Origin of the sequence: Amycolatopsis thermophila, assembly GCF_030814215.1 — a bacterium.
In the GTDB taxonomy this organism is placed as follows: domain Bacteria; phylum Actinomycetota; class Actinomycetes; order Mycobacteriales; family Pseudonocardiaceae; genus Amycolatopsis_E; species Amycolatopsis_E thermophila.
Genome location: NZ_JAUSUT010000001.1, coordinates 449,230 through 463,612 on the forward strand (window position 1 = coordinate 449,230; position 14,383 = coordinate 463,612).

The following is a 14,383-nucleotide window of genomic DNA, read 5'->3' on the forward strand; positions in this document are numbered from 1 at the left end:
CAGGTGATAACCGGCCCGCCCCACCCGATCGGCGGCGCCGGACGCGGCCGGCAGCGATTAAGAAGAACTCATGCGCCGCAGCATGGTCGTCGTCCTGGTCGCCGCCTGCACGTTGCTGGCGTCCGCCCTCACCGCCTCCGCCACGCCCCGCTACCGGCACTACGTGGCGCTCGGCGACTCCTACACGGCCGGACCGCTGATCCCGCTGCAACGCCTGGACCCGGTCGGCTGCCTGCGGTCCACCGCCAACTACCCGTCACTGCTGGCGATCGCGCTGCGGGTCGGCTCGTTCACCGACGTGTCGTGCAGCGGCGCGGACACCCACGACATGGTCGCCCCGCAGGACGTGGTGCTCGGGCCGAACCCGCCGCAGCTCGACGCGCTGCGCGCGGACACCGACCTGGTCACGCTCGGCATCGGCGGCAACGACTACGGCGTCTTCGGCACGATCATCGGCACCTGCCCCGGGCTGCGGGATTCCGACCCGGCGGGCAACCCGTGCGAGCGGCACTTCACCGTCGACGGCGTCGACACGATCAAGGCGCGGCTGCCGCAGACGCAGGCGAACGTCACGGCGGTGCTCGGCGAGATCCACGACCGCGCGCCGGACGCCGAGGTGCTGGTGATCGGCTACCCGCGCATCGCCCCGCCGACGGGCACCTGCCCGCAGATCCTGCCCTTCGCGGACGGCGACTACCCGTGGCTCAACAGCGTCGAGGAGGAACTCAACGCGGCGTTGGAGAAGGCGGTCGCCGAGGACGGTAAGGCGTCCTATGTGGACACTTATGGTCCGTCGCTCGGGCACGACGCCTGCGCTCCGCCGGGTCAGGCGTGGATCAACGGCAAGGACCTCAAGCCGTGGGCGGCGAACTACCACCCGCTGTTCACCGGGATGCAGGGCGTCGCGGCGACGACCCTCGCGGCGCTACGCGATGGAGCGGGCGCGGCCGTCGCGGTGCGGTAGCTGCCAGGTCATCGACACCGTGGTGCCCTCGTCGGAGGCCGTGATCTCGACGTGCCCGGCGAGCCCGCGGATGAGCCTGAACCCGCGCCCGTCGGCCATCGTGCGGCCCGGCGGCAACGGCTTCCAGCGGCCGCGGTCGATGACGGTCACCGCGATCAGGTCGTGGTCGCGGCTCGCGTGCAGTTCGACCGGGCCGCCCTTGCCGTCCGGGTAGGCGTGGGTCACCGAGTTCGTCAGCGCCTCGTAGCCGGCCAGGCCGATGGCGTGCGCGAGGTGACCGGGCAGGTCGAGGTCGTGCGCCCAGCGCACCAGCTCGTACCGCAGTTCGGTGATGTCGCGCGGTGACGCGGGCCAGTGGCAGTGGAGGCTGGTCTCGGTGCAGCCGGACGGGCGGGACGTGCTGTCCATCGGCTTCCCCCACTCGAGGGTGTGCAGGTTCCCTTCATCTTCACACTGTCGAGTGAATGGGCAACAGGGACCTTGGACCTCATTGGATGCCCGACTCTCGATACCCTTCAATACCGCTTAATTCCCTTTGCTTCCGCTTAATAGGGAAGGATAGGGTAGAAGTATGGTTGACACGATCACGGAAATCAGCGGGGTTCGGACCTTCCGGTGCGCGCCCGAGGGGCCACGCATAGCGACGGAGGCGGACGCGCTCGACCTGGTGGGGCGGTTGTACTGGGACGAGGTCGAGCTGATCGTGCTGCCGGTGGAACGCCTGGCACCGGAGTTCTTCGAGCTGAGCACCGGGGTCGCGGGCGCGATCACGCAGAAGCTGCTGAACTACGGCTTCCGGCTCGCGATCCTCGGGGACATCGCGCCGTTCACGGCGGGCAGTGCGGCGCTGGCGGCCTACGTCGCGGAGTCCAACCGCGGCCGGCAACTGTGGTTCGTGCCGGACCTGGACGTTCTCGAAACGCGCCTCGGCCGCGCCGCGGCCTGACTAGGGTGGTCCGATGACGAGCACCCAGCGCGGAGACGTGGGACCCCCCAGCGTCAACGCGGACGAAAAGACCACGCTGACGACCTTCCTGGACTACCTGCGGGAGGCCGTGATCGCGAAGGCCGCCGGCGTGCCGGACGACGTCGCCCGCACTCCGGGGGTGTCGTCCGGCACCAGCCTGCTGGGCTTGCTCCGGCACCTGACCGGCGTCGAGCACAACTGGTTCGTCTGGTCGTACCGGGGCGAAGGCTCGCTGCGGGACGACGAGCTCACCCCCGACCCGGCCGACACCGTGGCGGGGCTCATCGACGACTACCGCCGGACGGTGCGGCGCTGCAACGAGATCATCGCCGCATGCGAGGACCTCGACCGCCCCGGCGCCCGCACGCTGCGCGAGGCGGAGCCGCCGTCCATGCGCTGGCTGCTGGTCCACCTGATCGAGGAGACCGCCCGGCACGCCGGACACGCCGACATCCTGCGCGAACAGATCGACGGTGCCGTGGGCCGCTGACGCCCGGTCCGCCCGGGGGCGTCGCGGCGCTGGGCCGGGCGCGGCGCTGGGGCAGCGCGGCGCCGGAGCGTGGCGGCGCTGGGGCAGCGCGGCGCCGGAGCGTGGCGGCGCTGGGGCAGCGCGGCGCCGGAGCGTCGCGGCGCCGGGGCAGCAGCGCGGCGCTGGGGCGTCGCGGCGCTGGGTGGAGACAGGTCGCCGCCACGTGCGGCGGTGGAGGCGGTGGGCTGCCGCGACGGGCGGTGGTGGGTAGCGGCGGCGCACCGTGGGGCCGCCGCGGCGCGGGGTGGTGGCACGCGATGGCGGGCGACCGCCGCCCGCGCTGGTGGCCGCGGCACGCGGAGTGGGTGATGGCTGCGACACGCGGTGGCGGGCGATGGCATCGTTCGGTGGCCGGGGCGGGTCGCCGGGTCAAGCGGTGGTGAGTGGGCGCAGCGTGCGGTAGCGCGTAGTGGCCGCGGCATGCGGTGCCGGCCACCCGCGGCGCGCGGTGTTGAGACGGTGCGCCACCGCTGGCGGTGGCGGGCGGTGGCCGCGGCATACGGTACCGGCCAGCCGCGGCCCGCGGTGGTGAGCGGTGGCGGCATCCGGTGGTAGAGACGGTGAGCCACCGCTGGCCGTGGCCCGTGGTGGCCGCGGCACACGGTACCGGCCAGCCGCGGCGCGCGGTGGTGAGCGGTGACGCCTCAGTGGTAGAGACGGTGGGCCACCAGCTGTCGGTGGCGGATGAGTGGCCGCGGCATTCGGTCGTAGGTGGCCGCAGCACACAGAGCCGGGGCCGCTATAGCACGCGGTGGTAGGCGGGGATGCGTGGCGCCCGCTCGCTGCCACCTTCGGTGAACAGCGCGGGCGCACTGGCCGTGGCTCACCGGCGATGGAGCCACGACCGGCAGAGTCCCGCAGTCGACCGTCGCAGGCGGTCATCCCCCGCGCCACGGAGGGCCGGCGCTGACCACATGCCTCCCGTAGGAGGGTGTCGACGGCCGGACGCCCGCCCCGGGCGATTGCCGCTCGTAGGCCTCCATCGCGGAAGCGCACGGGCAGCCACCGCCGCGGGCCGGGCACGGCCGTCCTGCGGCCCGGGAATCAGGCCGCGGGCAGCGAGGCCAGGCGTGCGGTCAGGCGCTCGATGTCGGCCGCCGCGGCGTCGCGGCGCACCTTGATCTTGTCCACGACCTCGGCGGGCGCCTTGTCGAGGAACGCCTGGTTGCCGAGCTTGCCCTCGGTCTGCTTCAGCTCCTTCTGCGCCGCCGCCAGGTCCTTCTCCAGCCGCTTCCGCTCGGCGGCCACGTCGACCGCGCCGGACAGGTCCAGTTCGACGTGCACGTTCCCGACGGACAGGCTCACCTCGACCGACGCCGACGCGGTGAACCCGTCCTCCGGAGCGGTCAGCCGCGCCAGCGACCGGACCGCCTCCTCGTGCCCGGCCACGTCGCCGAAGCCCTCGCCGTTGACGCGCGCCGCGACGCGCTGACCGGGCTTCAACCCCTGGTCCGACCGGAACCGGCGGATCTCGGTGATCAGCTTCTGCACATCGGCGATCCGGGCGTCGGCCGCGGCATCGGCGTACGAGTGGTCGGCCTCGGGCCAGGAAGCGATCACGAGCGACTCGCCGCCGGTCAGCGCCCGCCACAGCTTCTCGGTGATGAACGGGATCACCGGGTGCAGCAGCCGCAGCACGGTGTCGAACACGTGCCCCAGCACCGAGCGCGTGCTCTCGGCCCGGTCACCCGCGATCTGGACCTTCGCCAGCTCCAGGTACCAGTCGCACAGCTCGTCCCAGGTGAAGTGGTAGAGCCGGTCGATGGCCTTGGCGAACTGGAAGTCCTCCAGCAGCTCGTCCACTTCGGACACCGTGGTGGCGAGGCGGCCGAGGATCCAGCGGTCGGCCTCGGTCAGCTCGCCGGGCGACGGCAGCGGCGTGGCCACGGTCGCGCCGTTCATCAGCGCGAACTTGGTGGCGTTCCACAGCTTCGTGCAGAAGTTGCGCGACCCGGCGGCCCACTCCTCGGCCAGCGCCATGTCCGCGCCCGGGTTCGCGCCGCGGGCGAGGGTGAAGCGGGTGGCGTCGGCGCCGTAGTTGTCCATCCAGTCCAGCGGGTCGATGACGTTGCCGCGGGACTTCGACATCTTCTTGCCCTGCGCGTCGCGAATGAGCCCGTGCAGGTAGACGTGGTCGAACGGCTGCACGCCGTCGCCACCGTAGAGGCCGAACATCATCATGCGGGCGACCCAGAAGAACAGGATGTCGTAGCCGGTGGACAGCACGCTGGTCGGGTAGAACTTCGCCAGGTCGGGGGTCCGCTCCGGCCAGCCCAGTGTCGACAGCGGCCACAGTCCCGAGGAGAACCAGGTGTCCAGGACGTCCGGGTCCTGGGTCCAGCCCTCGCCGGACGGCGGCTGCTCGTCCGGGCCCACGCAGACGGTCTCGCCGTCCGGGCCGTACCAGACCGGGATGCGGTGACCCCACCACAACTGGCGCGAAATGGTCCAGTCGTGCATGTTGTCGACCCAGTCGAAGTAGCGCTTCTCCAGCTCCGGCGGGTGGATCTTGGTGCGCCCGTCGCGCACCGCGTCACCGGCCGCGCGGGCCAGCGGCTCGACCTTGACCCACCACTGGAGCGACAGCCGCGGCTCGACGACGGTGTCGCAGCGCGAGCAGTGGCCCACCGCGTGCAGGTACGGCCGCTTCTCGGCGACGATCCGGCCCTGCTCCCGCAGCGCCGCGACGATCGCCGGGCGCGCCTCGAACCGGTCGAGGCCCTGGAACGGGCCCGGCGCGGTGATGGTGGCTCGCTCGTCCATGATCGTCGGCATCGGCAGGTTGTGCCTGCGGCCGATCTCGAAGTCGTTCGGGTCGTGCGCCGGGGTGACCTTGACGGCACCGGTGCCGAACTCGGGGTCGACGTGCTCGTCGGCGATGATCGGGATCCGGCGGCCGGTCAGCGGCAGCTCGACCTCGGTGCCGACCAGGTGCCGGTAGCGCTCGTCGTCCGGGTGGACGGCCACCGCGGTGTCCCCGAGCATCGTCTCGGCGCGGGTGGTGGCCACGACGATCGAGTTCTCACCGTCGCCGTAGCGGATGGAGACGAGCTCGCCCTCGTCCTCCGAGTGCTCGACCTCGATGTCGGACAACGCGGTCAGACAGCGCGGGCACCAGTTGATGATCCGCTCGGCGCGGTAGATCAGGCCCTCGTCGAACAGGCGCTTGAACATCGTCTGGACGGCGCGGGACAGGCCCTCGTCCATGGTGAAGCGCTCGCGCGACCAGTCGACGCCGTCGCCGAGGCGGCGCATCTGGCCGAGGATCTTGCCGCCGTACTCGGCCTTCCACTCCCAGACGCGCTCGACGAACTTCTCGCGGCCCAGGTCGTGGCGGGACAGGCCGGACTTGGCCAGCTCGCGCTCGACGACGTTCTGGGTCGCGATGCCGGCGTGGTCCATGCCCGGCAGCCAGAGCACCTCGTAGCCCTGCATGCGGCGGCGGCGCGTCATCACGTCCATCAGCGTGTGGTTGAGCGCGTGCCCCATGTGCAGGCTGCCGGTGACGTTGGGTGGCGGCAGCACGATGGTGAACGGAGGCTTGTCCGACCCGGCGTCCGCCGTGAAGTAGCCCGCGTCTACCCACCGCTGGTAGAGAGCGGCTTCTTCGTCGGCCGGGTTCCACGCGGCCGGGAGGGCGGGCTGCTGGTCAAGAGGGTTCTCCGTCACAACCGGTAAGTGTACGAACCGGCCTTTCCGCGTCGCATCCGCCTTCCTTGCGCGCCCGTAACGATCTCCGTCACGCCGGTAACGAACCCCGCCGCCGGCCGACAGAAAGGCGAAGATCGAACCGGAAGGCGAATCCGAAGTGGACGACAACGACATCTCCCAGCACCCCGACCTGCGGGACCCGGACTGGCAGCGGCGCGCGGTGCGGGAAGCGCGGGGCGACCTGCGCAGGCAGCGCCGCCGGGGCCGGATCGGCAAGCGGATCGCGTGGGCCGCCGGGTCGCTGGTCGTCGTCGCCGGGGCCGTGTTCGGGCTCGTCCAGTGGGGCCGGTCGACCTCCGCCCACTACGACGGGAGCGCGCCACCGCCGGCCGAGATCCGCCCGACCGCGCCGAGCGTGCTGCCCGACATCGCCCAGGTCGACCTGACCCGCCCCTTCGCCGGCACACCCGCCGAGACCTGGGGCGAGTCGGTGGACGCGCTCACCGTCCCGCCGACCGGCCCGGTCGGCCGGATCAGCGCGGCGCAGGTGCAGAACGCCGTGGACCAGGTGAAGAAGGCCATCCACGCGGCGCGGCTGGACCGCCACACCATCGAAGCCCGCGACGGCTCGGCCTACCTGAACCTCCTCGCCCCGAACGCGCGGCCGGCATCCGCGGGCAACATCGCCGACCGCAGCAGTGACGCGGTCATGTCGCAGGTCAGCTTCGCGGCGGAGGGGTTCAAGCTCCTGCCCGCCAACCCCCGGATCAGCGGCACCATCACCGCCGCGCCGGGCACGGACTCAGGGCGGCTGACCCTGCACGCCAGCTTCGTCGTCGGCTACGCGTTCGACCCGGACGGCTACACGCCGATCATGAGCCCGGGGTACATCGACGTGTTCATGCGCCACGAGGTGGACTTCGAAATGATCGCGGGCTCGAACTACCCGAAGGCCGACCGGGGGCTCTGGGTCACCAGGACGAACTCCATCGTCCATTCGATGGCCTGCGGCCCCGCGAAGAAGGGGTACCTGGCGCCCGCGTACAGCGAGCTCGGCTCTGACGGGGGGCCGGTCCAGAACGAGGCGGCGCTGTTCGACGTCACGCAGCCGATGCCGGAGGTCAGCAACCCCTGCGACTGACCGGTTCGACAGGCCAGACTCAACAGCCTAGACTGTGTATATGACCCGGGTTCCGAACGACGTCGCGCGCTTGGCGGGTGCCCTGCGCGGCGTCGTCGGGCAGTTGCACCGCCGCCTGCGGCAGGTGGACAACGCCGGGGTGCTGACGCCGTCGCAGTCGGCCGTGCTCGCGCGGCTGCACCGGGACGGCCCGGCCACCCAGGCGCAGCTCGCGGCGGCCGAGCACGTCCGGCAGCAGTCGATGGCGTCCACGCTCGCCGCGCTCGACGAGCTGGGCTACCTCAGCCGCAGCCGCGACCCGCGGGACGGCCGCCGCGTGGTCATCGCCCTGTCCGACCTGGGCGAGAAGACCGTGCGGGGCGTGCACCAGCACCGGGAGGAATGGCTGGCGCAGGCGCTCGTGGACGACCTCACGCCCGAGGAGCGCCGCAAGATCGACGACGTGCTGCCCCTGCTGCAGAAGCTGGCGCAGCGATGAGGAAGTGGTGACGACGGCTCAGCGCACGATGACGCGATCCGGAACCGCCTATCCCCCGCGCATGGTCCTGCCACTGGTGGCCAGCGCGGTGCTCAACCCCATCAACTCCACGCTGATCGCCGTGGCGCTGGTGCCGATCGGCCAGGCCTTCGGCGCCGGGCCGGGCGCGACCGCGTGGCTCATCACGTCGCTGTACCTGGCCACGGCCGTCGGGCAGCCGGTGGTCGGGCTGTTCGTGGACCGCTTCGGCGCGCGCCGCGTGCTACTGGCCGGCGCGGCGATCGTGATGCTCGCCGGGATCGGCGGCCTGCTCGCCTTCTCCCTCGGCTGGCTCATCGCGGTCCGGGTCGTGCTCGGGATCGGCACCTGCGCCGGCTTCCCGGCCGCGATGGCCGTGCTGCGCAAGCGCGCGGACGCCATCGGCGGCGGCGTGCCGAGCCGCATCCTGTCCGTCCTGGCCATGGCCTCGCAGACGGTCATGGTCATCGGCCCGACGCTGGGTGGCGCGCTGATCGGCCTGGCCGGGTGGCCCGCGATCTTCGCCGTCAACATCCCGCTCGCCGCCGTCGCGCTCGTGCTGGCGTTCGTCTGGGTGCCCAAGGACCCGGTGCGCACCCGGACGCGCGAACCGATCGACTTCGCCGGCATCGCGCTGTTCTCCGCGACCCTGCTGGCGGTGCTGCTCTACGTGATGGCGCCCGCGGTGTCCGACCTGTACTTGCTCGGTGCCGCGCTGGCGCTGGGCGCGCTGTTCGTGCGGGTCGAACTGCGGGCCCGGCGCCCGTTCATCGACCTGCGGATGCTCGCCGGCAACGCCCCGCTGCTGCGCACCTACCTGCGCCAGGCGCTGGCGTTCCTCATCGTCTACTCGATCATGTTCGGCTACGTGCAGTGGCTGGAGTCGGCGCGCGGGCTCACCGAGTCCGCCGCCGGGGCGCTGCTGCTGCCGATGTCCGTGGTCGCGGTGCTCGCCGCGGCGTCGGCGGGCAGACCGACCCGGCTCAAGGGCCGTCTGGTCGTCAACTCGCTCGCGCTGCTCGCCGGGTCGGTGCTGCTGCTGTTCGTCGGCGACGGGACCTGGATCGGCGCGCTGGTGGTGCTCGCCGCGGTCTTCGGGCTGGGGCAGGGCCTGACGAGTGTGACCAATCAGACCGTCCTCTACGGCCAGACGCCGCCGGAGGTGATCGGCACCGCGAGCGGCCTGTTCCGCACCGCGCAGTACCTCGGCGCGATCGGCTCGTCCACGCTGATCGCCCTGTGCTTCGGGGACAAGGCCAGCTCACAGGGCCTGCACGAGCTGGCGGCCGCGCTCATCGGGATCGGCGTCGTGCTGTTCGTGGTGACGGTCGCCGACCGGACACTCCGGAACTGCGGTACTCGACCAAGGTCGGCCGCTGCCGCAAGATAGTGGACGTGACACGCAACGCGCCGCGCGAAGACATCGACGAAGCCGCCCTCGAAGTGCACAAGCCCAAGGAGTGGGCGGCCGGGATCCCCGGAGTGGCGGTGTCACTCCTGCGCGGTGTCGAGCAGATGGGCGCCGGGCGCACGGTGAAGACGCTGCGCCTGCTCAACCAGCGCGAGGGCTTCGACTGCCCGGGCTGCGCCTGGCCGGAGCCGCGCGCGGAGGACGGTGAGCACCGCAAGCTCGCCGAGTTCTGCGAGAACGGCGCGAAGGCCGTGGCCGAGGAAGCCACCAAACGGCGCGTCGACCGCGAGTTCTTCGCCCGGCACTCCGTCGAGGAACTGCACGCCCGCACCGACTTCTGGCTCGGGCAGCAGGGCCGCCTCACCGAACCGATGGTGCTGCGCGAGGGCGCGACGCACTACGAGCCGATCGCGTGGGACAGCGCTTTCCGGATGATCGCCGGCGAACTCGCGGACCTGGACAGCCCGGACGAGGCGATCTTCTACACCTCCGGCCGCACCAGCAACGAGGCCGCGTTCCTGTACCAGCTGCTGGTGCGGGCGTTCGGCACCAACAACCTGCCGGACTGCAGCAACATGTGCCACGAGTCGTCCGGCGCCGCGCTGTCGGAGGCCTACGGCATCGGCAAGGGCTCGGTGAGCCTGGCCGACATCCACCACGCGGACCTGATCGTCGTCGTGGGCCAGAACCCGGGGACGAACCACCCGCGCATGCTGTCCGCGCTGGAGGAGGCAAAGGGCCGCGGCGCGAAGGTGGTCGCGGTCAACCCGCTGCCCGAGGCGGGGCTGATGCGGTTCAAGAACCCGCAGAACCCGCGCGGCGTGGTGGGCAAGGGCACCCCGCTGGCCGACGAGTTCGCCCAGATCCGGCTCGGCGGCGACCTCGCGCTGTTCCAGGCGATCGGGCACCTGCTGCTGTCCTGGGAGGAGGCGGCGCCGGGCACGATCATCGACCGCGCCTTCGTCGAGGCGTCCACGCACGGGTTCGACGACTGGGCCAAGAACCTGCGCGAGATCGACTGGGCGGCGATCGACGAGGCCACCGGCCTGGACCGCGACCAGATCGAGCGGATCGCGCGCATGATCGCGGCCTCCGAGCGCACGGTGTACTGCTGGGCGATGGGTCTCACGCAGCACCGGCACGCGGTCGCCACGATCCAGGAGATCAGCAACCTCGCGTTCGCCCGCGGCATGATCGGCAAGCCGGGTGCGGGGCTGTGCCCGGTCCGCGGGCACTCCAACGTGCAGGGCGACCGCACGATGGGCGTCTGGGAGAAGATGCCCGAGACGTTCCTCAGCAGGCTCGAGGACGAGTTCGGGATCCCGGTGCCGCGCAAGCACGGCTTCGACACCGTCGACGCGATCCGCGCGATGCGGGACGGGCGCGGCAAGGTGTTCATCGGCATGGGCGGCAATTTCGCGGCCGCCACCCCCGATTCGGAGCTGACCGAACGCGCGCTGCGCTCGTGCGAGCTGACCGTGCACGTGTCCACCAAGCTCAACCGGTCGCACGTGGTGCCCGGGAAGACGGCACTGATCCTGCCGACGCTCGGCCGCACCGAGCGGGACACGCAGGCGGCCGGCGACCAGTTCGTCACGGTCGAGGACTCGATGTCCTGCGTGCACGTCTCGCGGGGCCGCCTGAAGCCGGCGAGCGATCACCTGCTGTCCGAGGTGGCGATCATCTGCCGCCTCGCGCGCGAGCTGTTCGGCGCGGACCACCCCGTGCCGTGGGCGGACTTCGAGGGGAACTACGACCTGATCCGCGACCGCATCGCGCAGGTCGTGCCCGGCTGCGCGGACTACAACGCGAAGGTGCGGCAGCCGGACGGCTTCGTGCTGCCGCACCCGCCGCGCGACTCCCGGTCGTTCGCCACCTCGACCGGCAAGGCCAACTTCACGACGAGCGAGCTGGAGTTCCCGCGCGTGCCGGCCGGACGGCTGCTGCTGCAGACCCTGCGCAGCCACGACCAGTACAACACCACGATCTACGGCCTGTCCGACCGCTACCGCGGCATCGAGGACGCGCGTCGCGTGGTGATGGTGAACCCGCGGGACCTCGCCGAGCTCGGCTTCGCCGACAGGGCGCTGGTCGATCTGGTCTCCGAGTGGGAGGACGGCAGCGAACGGCGGGCGCCGCGGTTCCGCGTGGTGGCCTACCCGACCGCGCGGGGGTGCGCGGCGGCGTACTTCCCGGAGGCCAACGCGCTGGTGCCGCTGGACTCGGTGGCGAAGAAGTCGAACACGCCGGTGTCGAAGGCGGTCGTGCTGCGCCTGGAACCCGCCGCGGGCTGAGCGGCGGCCCCTACCGGCAACGGGGGTCGCCGGCCGAGCGCGCCGTCAACGGGGAGCCCGGACGAGCGGGCGGTGAGCCCGGGTCAGAGGACCGTGTTGCCGTACATCTCGCCGAGCGGGTCGGCGATCAGCTCGACGCGGGCGCCGTCGGGGTCGCGGAAGTAGACCGAGACGTCGCTGTGCACGGCGTGCTCGACACCGGCCTCGTCGAGTTTGCGGACCAGGCGCTGCCAGCGCTCCGGGTCGATCGAGATGGCGATGTGGTGGAGCCCGCCGAGCACCTCCGCGTAGGGCCCGACGTCCAGGCCCGGGAAGTCGAAGAACGCCAGCAGGTTGCCGTTGCCGATGTCGAAGAAGAAGTGCGACGAACCCGGGTAGTCGCGGTTCTCGATCAGCTCGGTGAGCGGGAACTCCAGCAGGTCCTGGTAGAAGCGGACGGTCCGCTCCACGTCGCTGCTGATCAGCGCGGTGTGGTGCAGGCCGCGCGCCGACGAAGCCGGCCGCTGCCCGGCGGGCTTGAGGTGGGTGTCGCGGATGCGGTCGCGCTCCGCACGCACCACATCGAGGTCGATGGAGGTCATGGCCGGCGTTCCTTTCCGTTGGTGGTGTGCCCGGCGTACCCGCCGGGCACCACCGGCATCCGCGTCACGCGGCCTTGATCGCGGAGACCTCGAACTCGAGGGTGACCTTCTCGCTGACCAGGACGCCACCGGTCTCCAGCGCGGCGTTCCAGGTGACCCCGAAGTCCTTGCGGTTGATGGTGGTCGAGCCCTCGAACCCGATCCTGGTGTTGCCGAACGGGTCCTGGGCGGTGCCCTCGAACTCGAACGGGATGGTGACCGACCTGGTCACGTCCTTGATCGTCAGGTCCCCGGTGACGTCGAAGCTCGTGTCGCCGGTCTGCCTGACCGAGGTCGAGACGAAGGTGATCTCCGGGTACTCGTCCATCGACAGGAAGTCGTTGCTGCGCAGGTGCGCGTCGCGGTCGGCGTTGCGGGTGTCGATGCTGTTCGCCTTGATCGCGACCGTCACCGAAGACTGGGACGGGTCCGACCCGTTGATCTTGGCCGTGCCGGAGAACTCGTTGAACGAGCCGCGCACCTTGGTCACCATCGCGTGCCGGGCGACGAAACCGATCCGGGTGTGGGTCGGGTCGATGGTGTACTCGCCGGTCAGTTGTGGGTACGTGGTCGAGGTGGTCATGCTGTCCTCCCGTGGTGGTTGCTGTGTCGTCACCGTGGCACAACTTAGATGACGTGTCAACTATTCCCGGTATACTCGGGGCATGACCCGGTGGCTCGAAGATGACGAACAACAGGCGTGGCGCGCGTACGTGAAGATGCAGAGTCACCTCAACGCCGCGCTGGGCCGCCGGATGCAGGCGGATTCGCAGCTGTCCCTGCCCGACTTCGAGGTGCTGGTGCAGCTCACCGACACCTCCGAGGGGCGGGTGCGGGTGTTCGAACTGGCGCGGGCGCTGGACTGGGAGAAGAGCAGGCTGTCGCACCACCTGCGGCGCATGCAGAAGCGCGGGCTGGTGGCGCGCGAGGAATGCCCGGACGACGCGCGCGGCGCGTTCATCGCGCTGACCCCGCAGGGGCGGGAGGCGATCGAGCAGGCCGCGCCGCACCACGTGGAGACCGTGCGCAAGCTGGTGTTCGACGTGCTCACGCCGGAACAGGTGGACGCCCTCCGGACGATCTCCGAGCGGATCCTCGAAGTGGTCCGCCCGGAGGACTGTCCTCAGGACCGCAGGTGAGACGCGCCGTTGAGGTCGAGGATCGCGCCGGAGGCCCACTCGGCGTCGGCTGACGCGAGGTAGACCACGGCGGCGGCGACCTCCTCGGGCCGGGCGACACGGCCGAACGGCGACTGGGCCCGCAGGGCGTCGCCCCGTTCCCCGGTCAGCCAGTCCGCGACCCGCTCGGTCGCGATGAAGCCGGGCGCGACGGAACTGACCGCGATGCCGTGCGGCGCGAGGTGCACCGCGAGCGACTGGCCCATCGAGTGCAGGGCGGCCTTGGTCGCGCCGTAGGCGGGGTGGTCGGGCTCGCCGCGGAAAGCGCCCCGCGAGCCGATGTTGACGACCCGGCCGGCCGCACCGCGGGCGATCATGTGCCGGGCCACGCAGAACGTCACGTCGGCGGCGCCGAGCAGGTTCACCTCGACCGACTGCCGCCAGACCTCGCGCCAGTGCTCGAACGTGGTGCCGGCCAGCGGGTGCGCGGTCTGCGTGGTGGTCACCACCGCGGCGTTGTTGACCAGGACGTCCACTCCGCCGAGCGCCTCCTCGGCGGAGTCGGCGATGCGCTGCGCGTCCCTGATGTCGCCCTGGACCAGCGCGTGCCCGTCGCCGGGCAGTGCGGCCAGTGTGGCTTCCGCGGCGGCCCGGTTCGAGTTGTAGTGCACCGCGACACGGTCCCCGCGCTCGGCGAAGGCCGTGGCGATCGCGCGGCCCAGGCCCGCCGACGCGCCGGTGACGAGGATCCCGCGGCTCACTTGGCGAACAGCTGGGACTCGTCGCGGAAGGCCTTGAACTCCAGCGCGTTGCCGGCCGGGTCGTGCAGGAACATCGTCCACTGCTCCCCCGGCTCGCCGGCGAAGCGCTGGTAGGGCTCGATGACGAACTTCGTGTCCGCCGCGCGCAGGCGATCGGCCAGCTCGTGGAACGCCTCGACGGTGAGGATCAGGCCGAAGTGCGGCACCGGGACGTCGTGACCGTCGACCGGGTTGCGACCCGCCTCGTTGCGCGCGCCCTCGACGACGTGGGTGACGACCTGGTGGCCGTGGAAGTTCCAGTCGACCCACTTGGTGTCGGAACGGCCCTCGGGCAGGCCGAGCACGCCGCCGTAGAACTCCCGGGCACGGCCGAGGTCGTCGACCGGGATGGCGAGGTGAAAGCCGGGGCGGGTCATGGGTTTGCCTCCTCG

The 14,383-nt window shown here is 71.4% G+C and carries 14 protein-coding genes; 8 read left to right on the top strand and 6 right to left on the bottom strand.

Going from position 1 to position 14,383, the window contains the following annotated elements:
• Positions 1–70 precede the first annotated feature (70 nt).
• Positions 71–964, top strand: coding sequence for an SGNH/GDSL hydrolase family protein (locus FB470_RS02050; protein WP_306988259.1), 894 nt, complete (start codon positions 71–73; stop codon positions 962–964).
• Here the strand turns inward: FB470_RS02050 and FB470_RS02055 are convergent.
• On the bottom strand, positions 926–1,372 hold the full coding sequence (locus tag FB470_RS02055; protein ID WP_306988260.1) for an ATP-binding protein: 447 nt from the start codon (positions 1,370–1,372) through the stop codon (positions 926–928). The two genes, FB470_RS02050 and FB470_RS02055, sit on opposite strands and share 39 nt — an antisense overlap.
• A gap of 163 nt (positions 1,373–1,535) precedes the next feature.
• Between FB470_RS02055 and FB470_RS02060 the strand changes: the two genes are divergently transcribed.
• Positions 1,536–1,910 carry a DUF4180 domain-containing protein gene (locus FB470_RS02060; protein WP_306988261.1) on the top strand — a complete coding sequence of 125 codons (375 nt, stop codon included), beginning with the start codon at positions 1,536–1,538 and terminating at the stop codon, positions 1,908–1,910.
• Between the two features lie 13 nt (positions 1,911–1,923).
• Entirely contained in the window at positions 1,924–2,421 is a 498-nt protein-coding gene (locus tag FB470_RS02065; RefSeq protein WP_306988262.1) for a DinB family protein, read from the top strand.
• Between the two features lie 1,083 nt (positions 2,422–3,504).
• Here the strand turns inward: FB470_RS02065 and FB470_RS02070 are convergent.
• Positions 3,505–6,129, bottom strand: a complete 2,625-nt coding sequence (locus FB470_RS02070) for a valine--tRNA ligase (protein WP_306988264.1) — start codon at positions 6,127–6,129, stop codon at positions 3,505–3,507.
• Positions 6,130–6,268: 139 nt separating this feature from the next.
• Here FB470_RS02070 and FB470_RS02075 point away from each other — a divergent pair, with 139 nt between their 5' ends.
• The 4 genes from FB470_RS02075 to FB470_RS02090 all read left to right on the top strand — a co-directional run bounded on the left by FB470_RS02075 (position 6,269) and on the right by FB470_RS02090 (position 11,453).
• Entirely contained in the window at positions 6,269–7,252 is a 984-nt protein-coding gene (locus FB470_RS02075) for a hypothetical protein (RefSeq protein WP_306988265.1), read from the top strand.
• 40 nt (positions 7,253–7,292) lie between these two features.
• Positions 7,293–7,730: a MarR family winged helix-turn-helix transcriptional regulator gene (locus FB470_RS02080; protein ID WP_306988267.1), complete on the top strand. Its 438-nt coding sequence runs from the start codon at positions 7,293–7,295 to the stop codon at positions 7,728–7,730.
• Between the two features lie 61 nt (positions 7,731–7,791).
• Positions 7,792–9,138 (top strand): MFS transporter, encoded by a 1,347-nt coding sequence (locus tag FB470_RS02085; RefSeq protein ID WP_306988269.1) that lies wholly within the window; start codon positions 7,792–7,794, stop codon positions 9,136–9,138.
• Positions 9,139–9,143: 5 nt separating this feature from the next.
• Positions 9,144–11,453 (top strand): FdhF/YdeP family oxidoreductase, encoded by a 2,310-nt coding sequence (locus FB470_RS02090; protein WP_306988270.1) that lies wholly within the window; start codon positions 9,144–9,146, stop codon positions 11,451–11,453.
• Positions 11,454–11,536: 83 nt separating this feature from the next.
• Here FB470_RS02090 and FB470_RS02095 read toward each other — a convergent pair whose 3' ends face one another.
• The gene (locus FB470_RS02095) at positions 11,537–12,034 is read right to left on the bottom strand and encodes a VOC family protein (protein ID WP_306988272.1); all 498 of its coding nucleotides are present in this window, start codon (positions 12,032–12,034) and stop codon (positions 11,537–11,539) included.
• Between the two features lie 64 nt (positions 12,035–12,098).
• Positions 12,099–12,656: a YceI family protein gene (locus tag FB470_RS02100; RefSeq protein WP_306988274.1), complete on the bottom strand. Its 558-nt coding sequence runs from the start codon at positions 12,654–12,656 to the stop codon at positions 12,099–12,101.
• 82 nt (positions 12,657–12,738) lie between these two features.
• Between FB470_RS02100 and FB470_RS02105 the strand changes: the two genes are divergently transcribed.
• Positions 12,739–13,212 carry a MarR family winged helix-turn-helix transcriptional regulator gene (locus FB470_RS02105; RefSeq protein WP_306988276.1) on the top strand — a complete coding sequence of 158 codons (474 nt, stop codon included), beginning with the start codon at positions 12,739–12,741 and terminating at the stop codon, positions 13,210–13,212.
• Here FB470_RS02105 and FB470_RS02110 read toward each other — a convergent pair.
• A complete protein-coding gene (locus FB470_RS02110; RefSeq protein WP_306988278.1) occupies positions 13,197–13,952 on the bottom strand; it encodes an SDR family NAD(P)-dependent oxidoreductase in 756 nt (251 codons plus the stop codon). The two genes, FB470_RS02105 and FB470_RS02110, sit on opposite strands and share 16 nt — an antisense overlap.
• Positions 13,949–14,368: a VOC family protein gene (locus tag FB470_RS02115; RefSeq protein WP_306988280.1), complete on the bottom strand. Its 420-nt coding sequence runs from the start codon at positions 14,366–14,368 to the stop codon at positions 13,949–13,951. The genes FB470_RS02110 and FB470_RS02115 overlap by 4 nt, the downstream gene beginning before the upstream one ends.
• Positions 14,369–14,383: the final 15 nt, after the last annotated feature.

What these genes read in the sequence shown, in the direction of transcription:
- FB470_RS02050 (WP_306988259.1), top strand. Translation starts at nt 71, where the DNA reads ATGCGCCGCAGCATGGTCGTCGTCCTGGTCGCCGCCTGCACGTTGCTG.
- FB470_RS02055 (WP_306988260.1), bottom strand. Translation starts at nt 1,372, where the DNA reads ATGGACAGCACGTCCCGCCCGTCCGGCTGCACCGAGACCAGCCTCCAC.
- FB470_RS02060 (WP_306988261.1), top strand. Translation starts at nt 1,536, where the DNA reads ATGGTTGACACGATCACGGAAATCAGCGGGGTTCGGACCTTCCGGTGC.
- FB470_RS02065 (WP_306988262.1), top strand. Translation starts at nt 1,924, where the DNA reads ATGACGAGCACCCAGCGCGGAGACGTGGGACCCCCCAGCGTCAACGCG.
- FB470_RS02080 (WP_306988267.1), top strand. Translation starts at nt 7,293, where the DNA reads ATGACCCGGGTTCCGAACGACGTCGCGCGCTTGGCGGGTGCCCTGCGC.
- FB470_RS02085 (WP_306988269.1), top strand. Translation starts at nt 7,792, where the DNA reads ATGGTCCTGCCACTGGTGGCCAGCGCGGTGCTCAACCCCATCAACTCC.
- FB470_RS02095 (WP_306988272.1), bottom strand. Translation starts at nt 12,034, where the DNA reads ATGACCTCCATCGACCTCGATGTGGTGCGTGCGGAGCGCGACCGCATC.
- FB470_RS02100 (WP_306988274.1), bottom strand. Translation starts at nt 12,656, where the DNA reads ATGACCACCTCGACCACGTACCCACAACTGACCGGCGAGTACACCATC.
- FB470_RS02105 (WP_306988276.1), top strand. Translation starts at nt 12,739, where the DNA reads ATGACCCGGTGGCTCGAAGATGACGAACAACAGGCGTGGCGCGCGTAC.
- FB470_RS02115 (WP_306988280.1), bottom strand. Translation starts at nt 14,368, where the DNA reads ATGACCCGCCCCGGCTTTCACCTCGCCATCCCGGTCGACGACCTCGGC.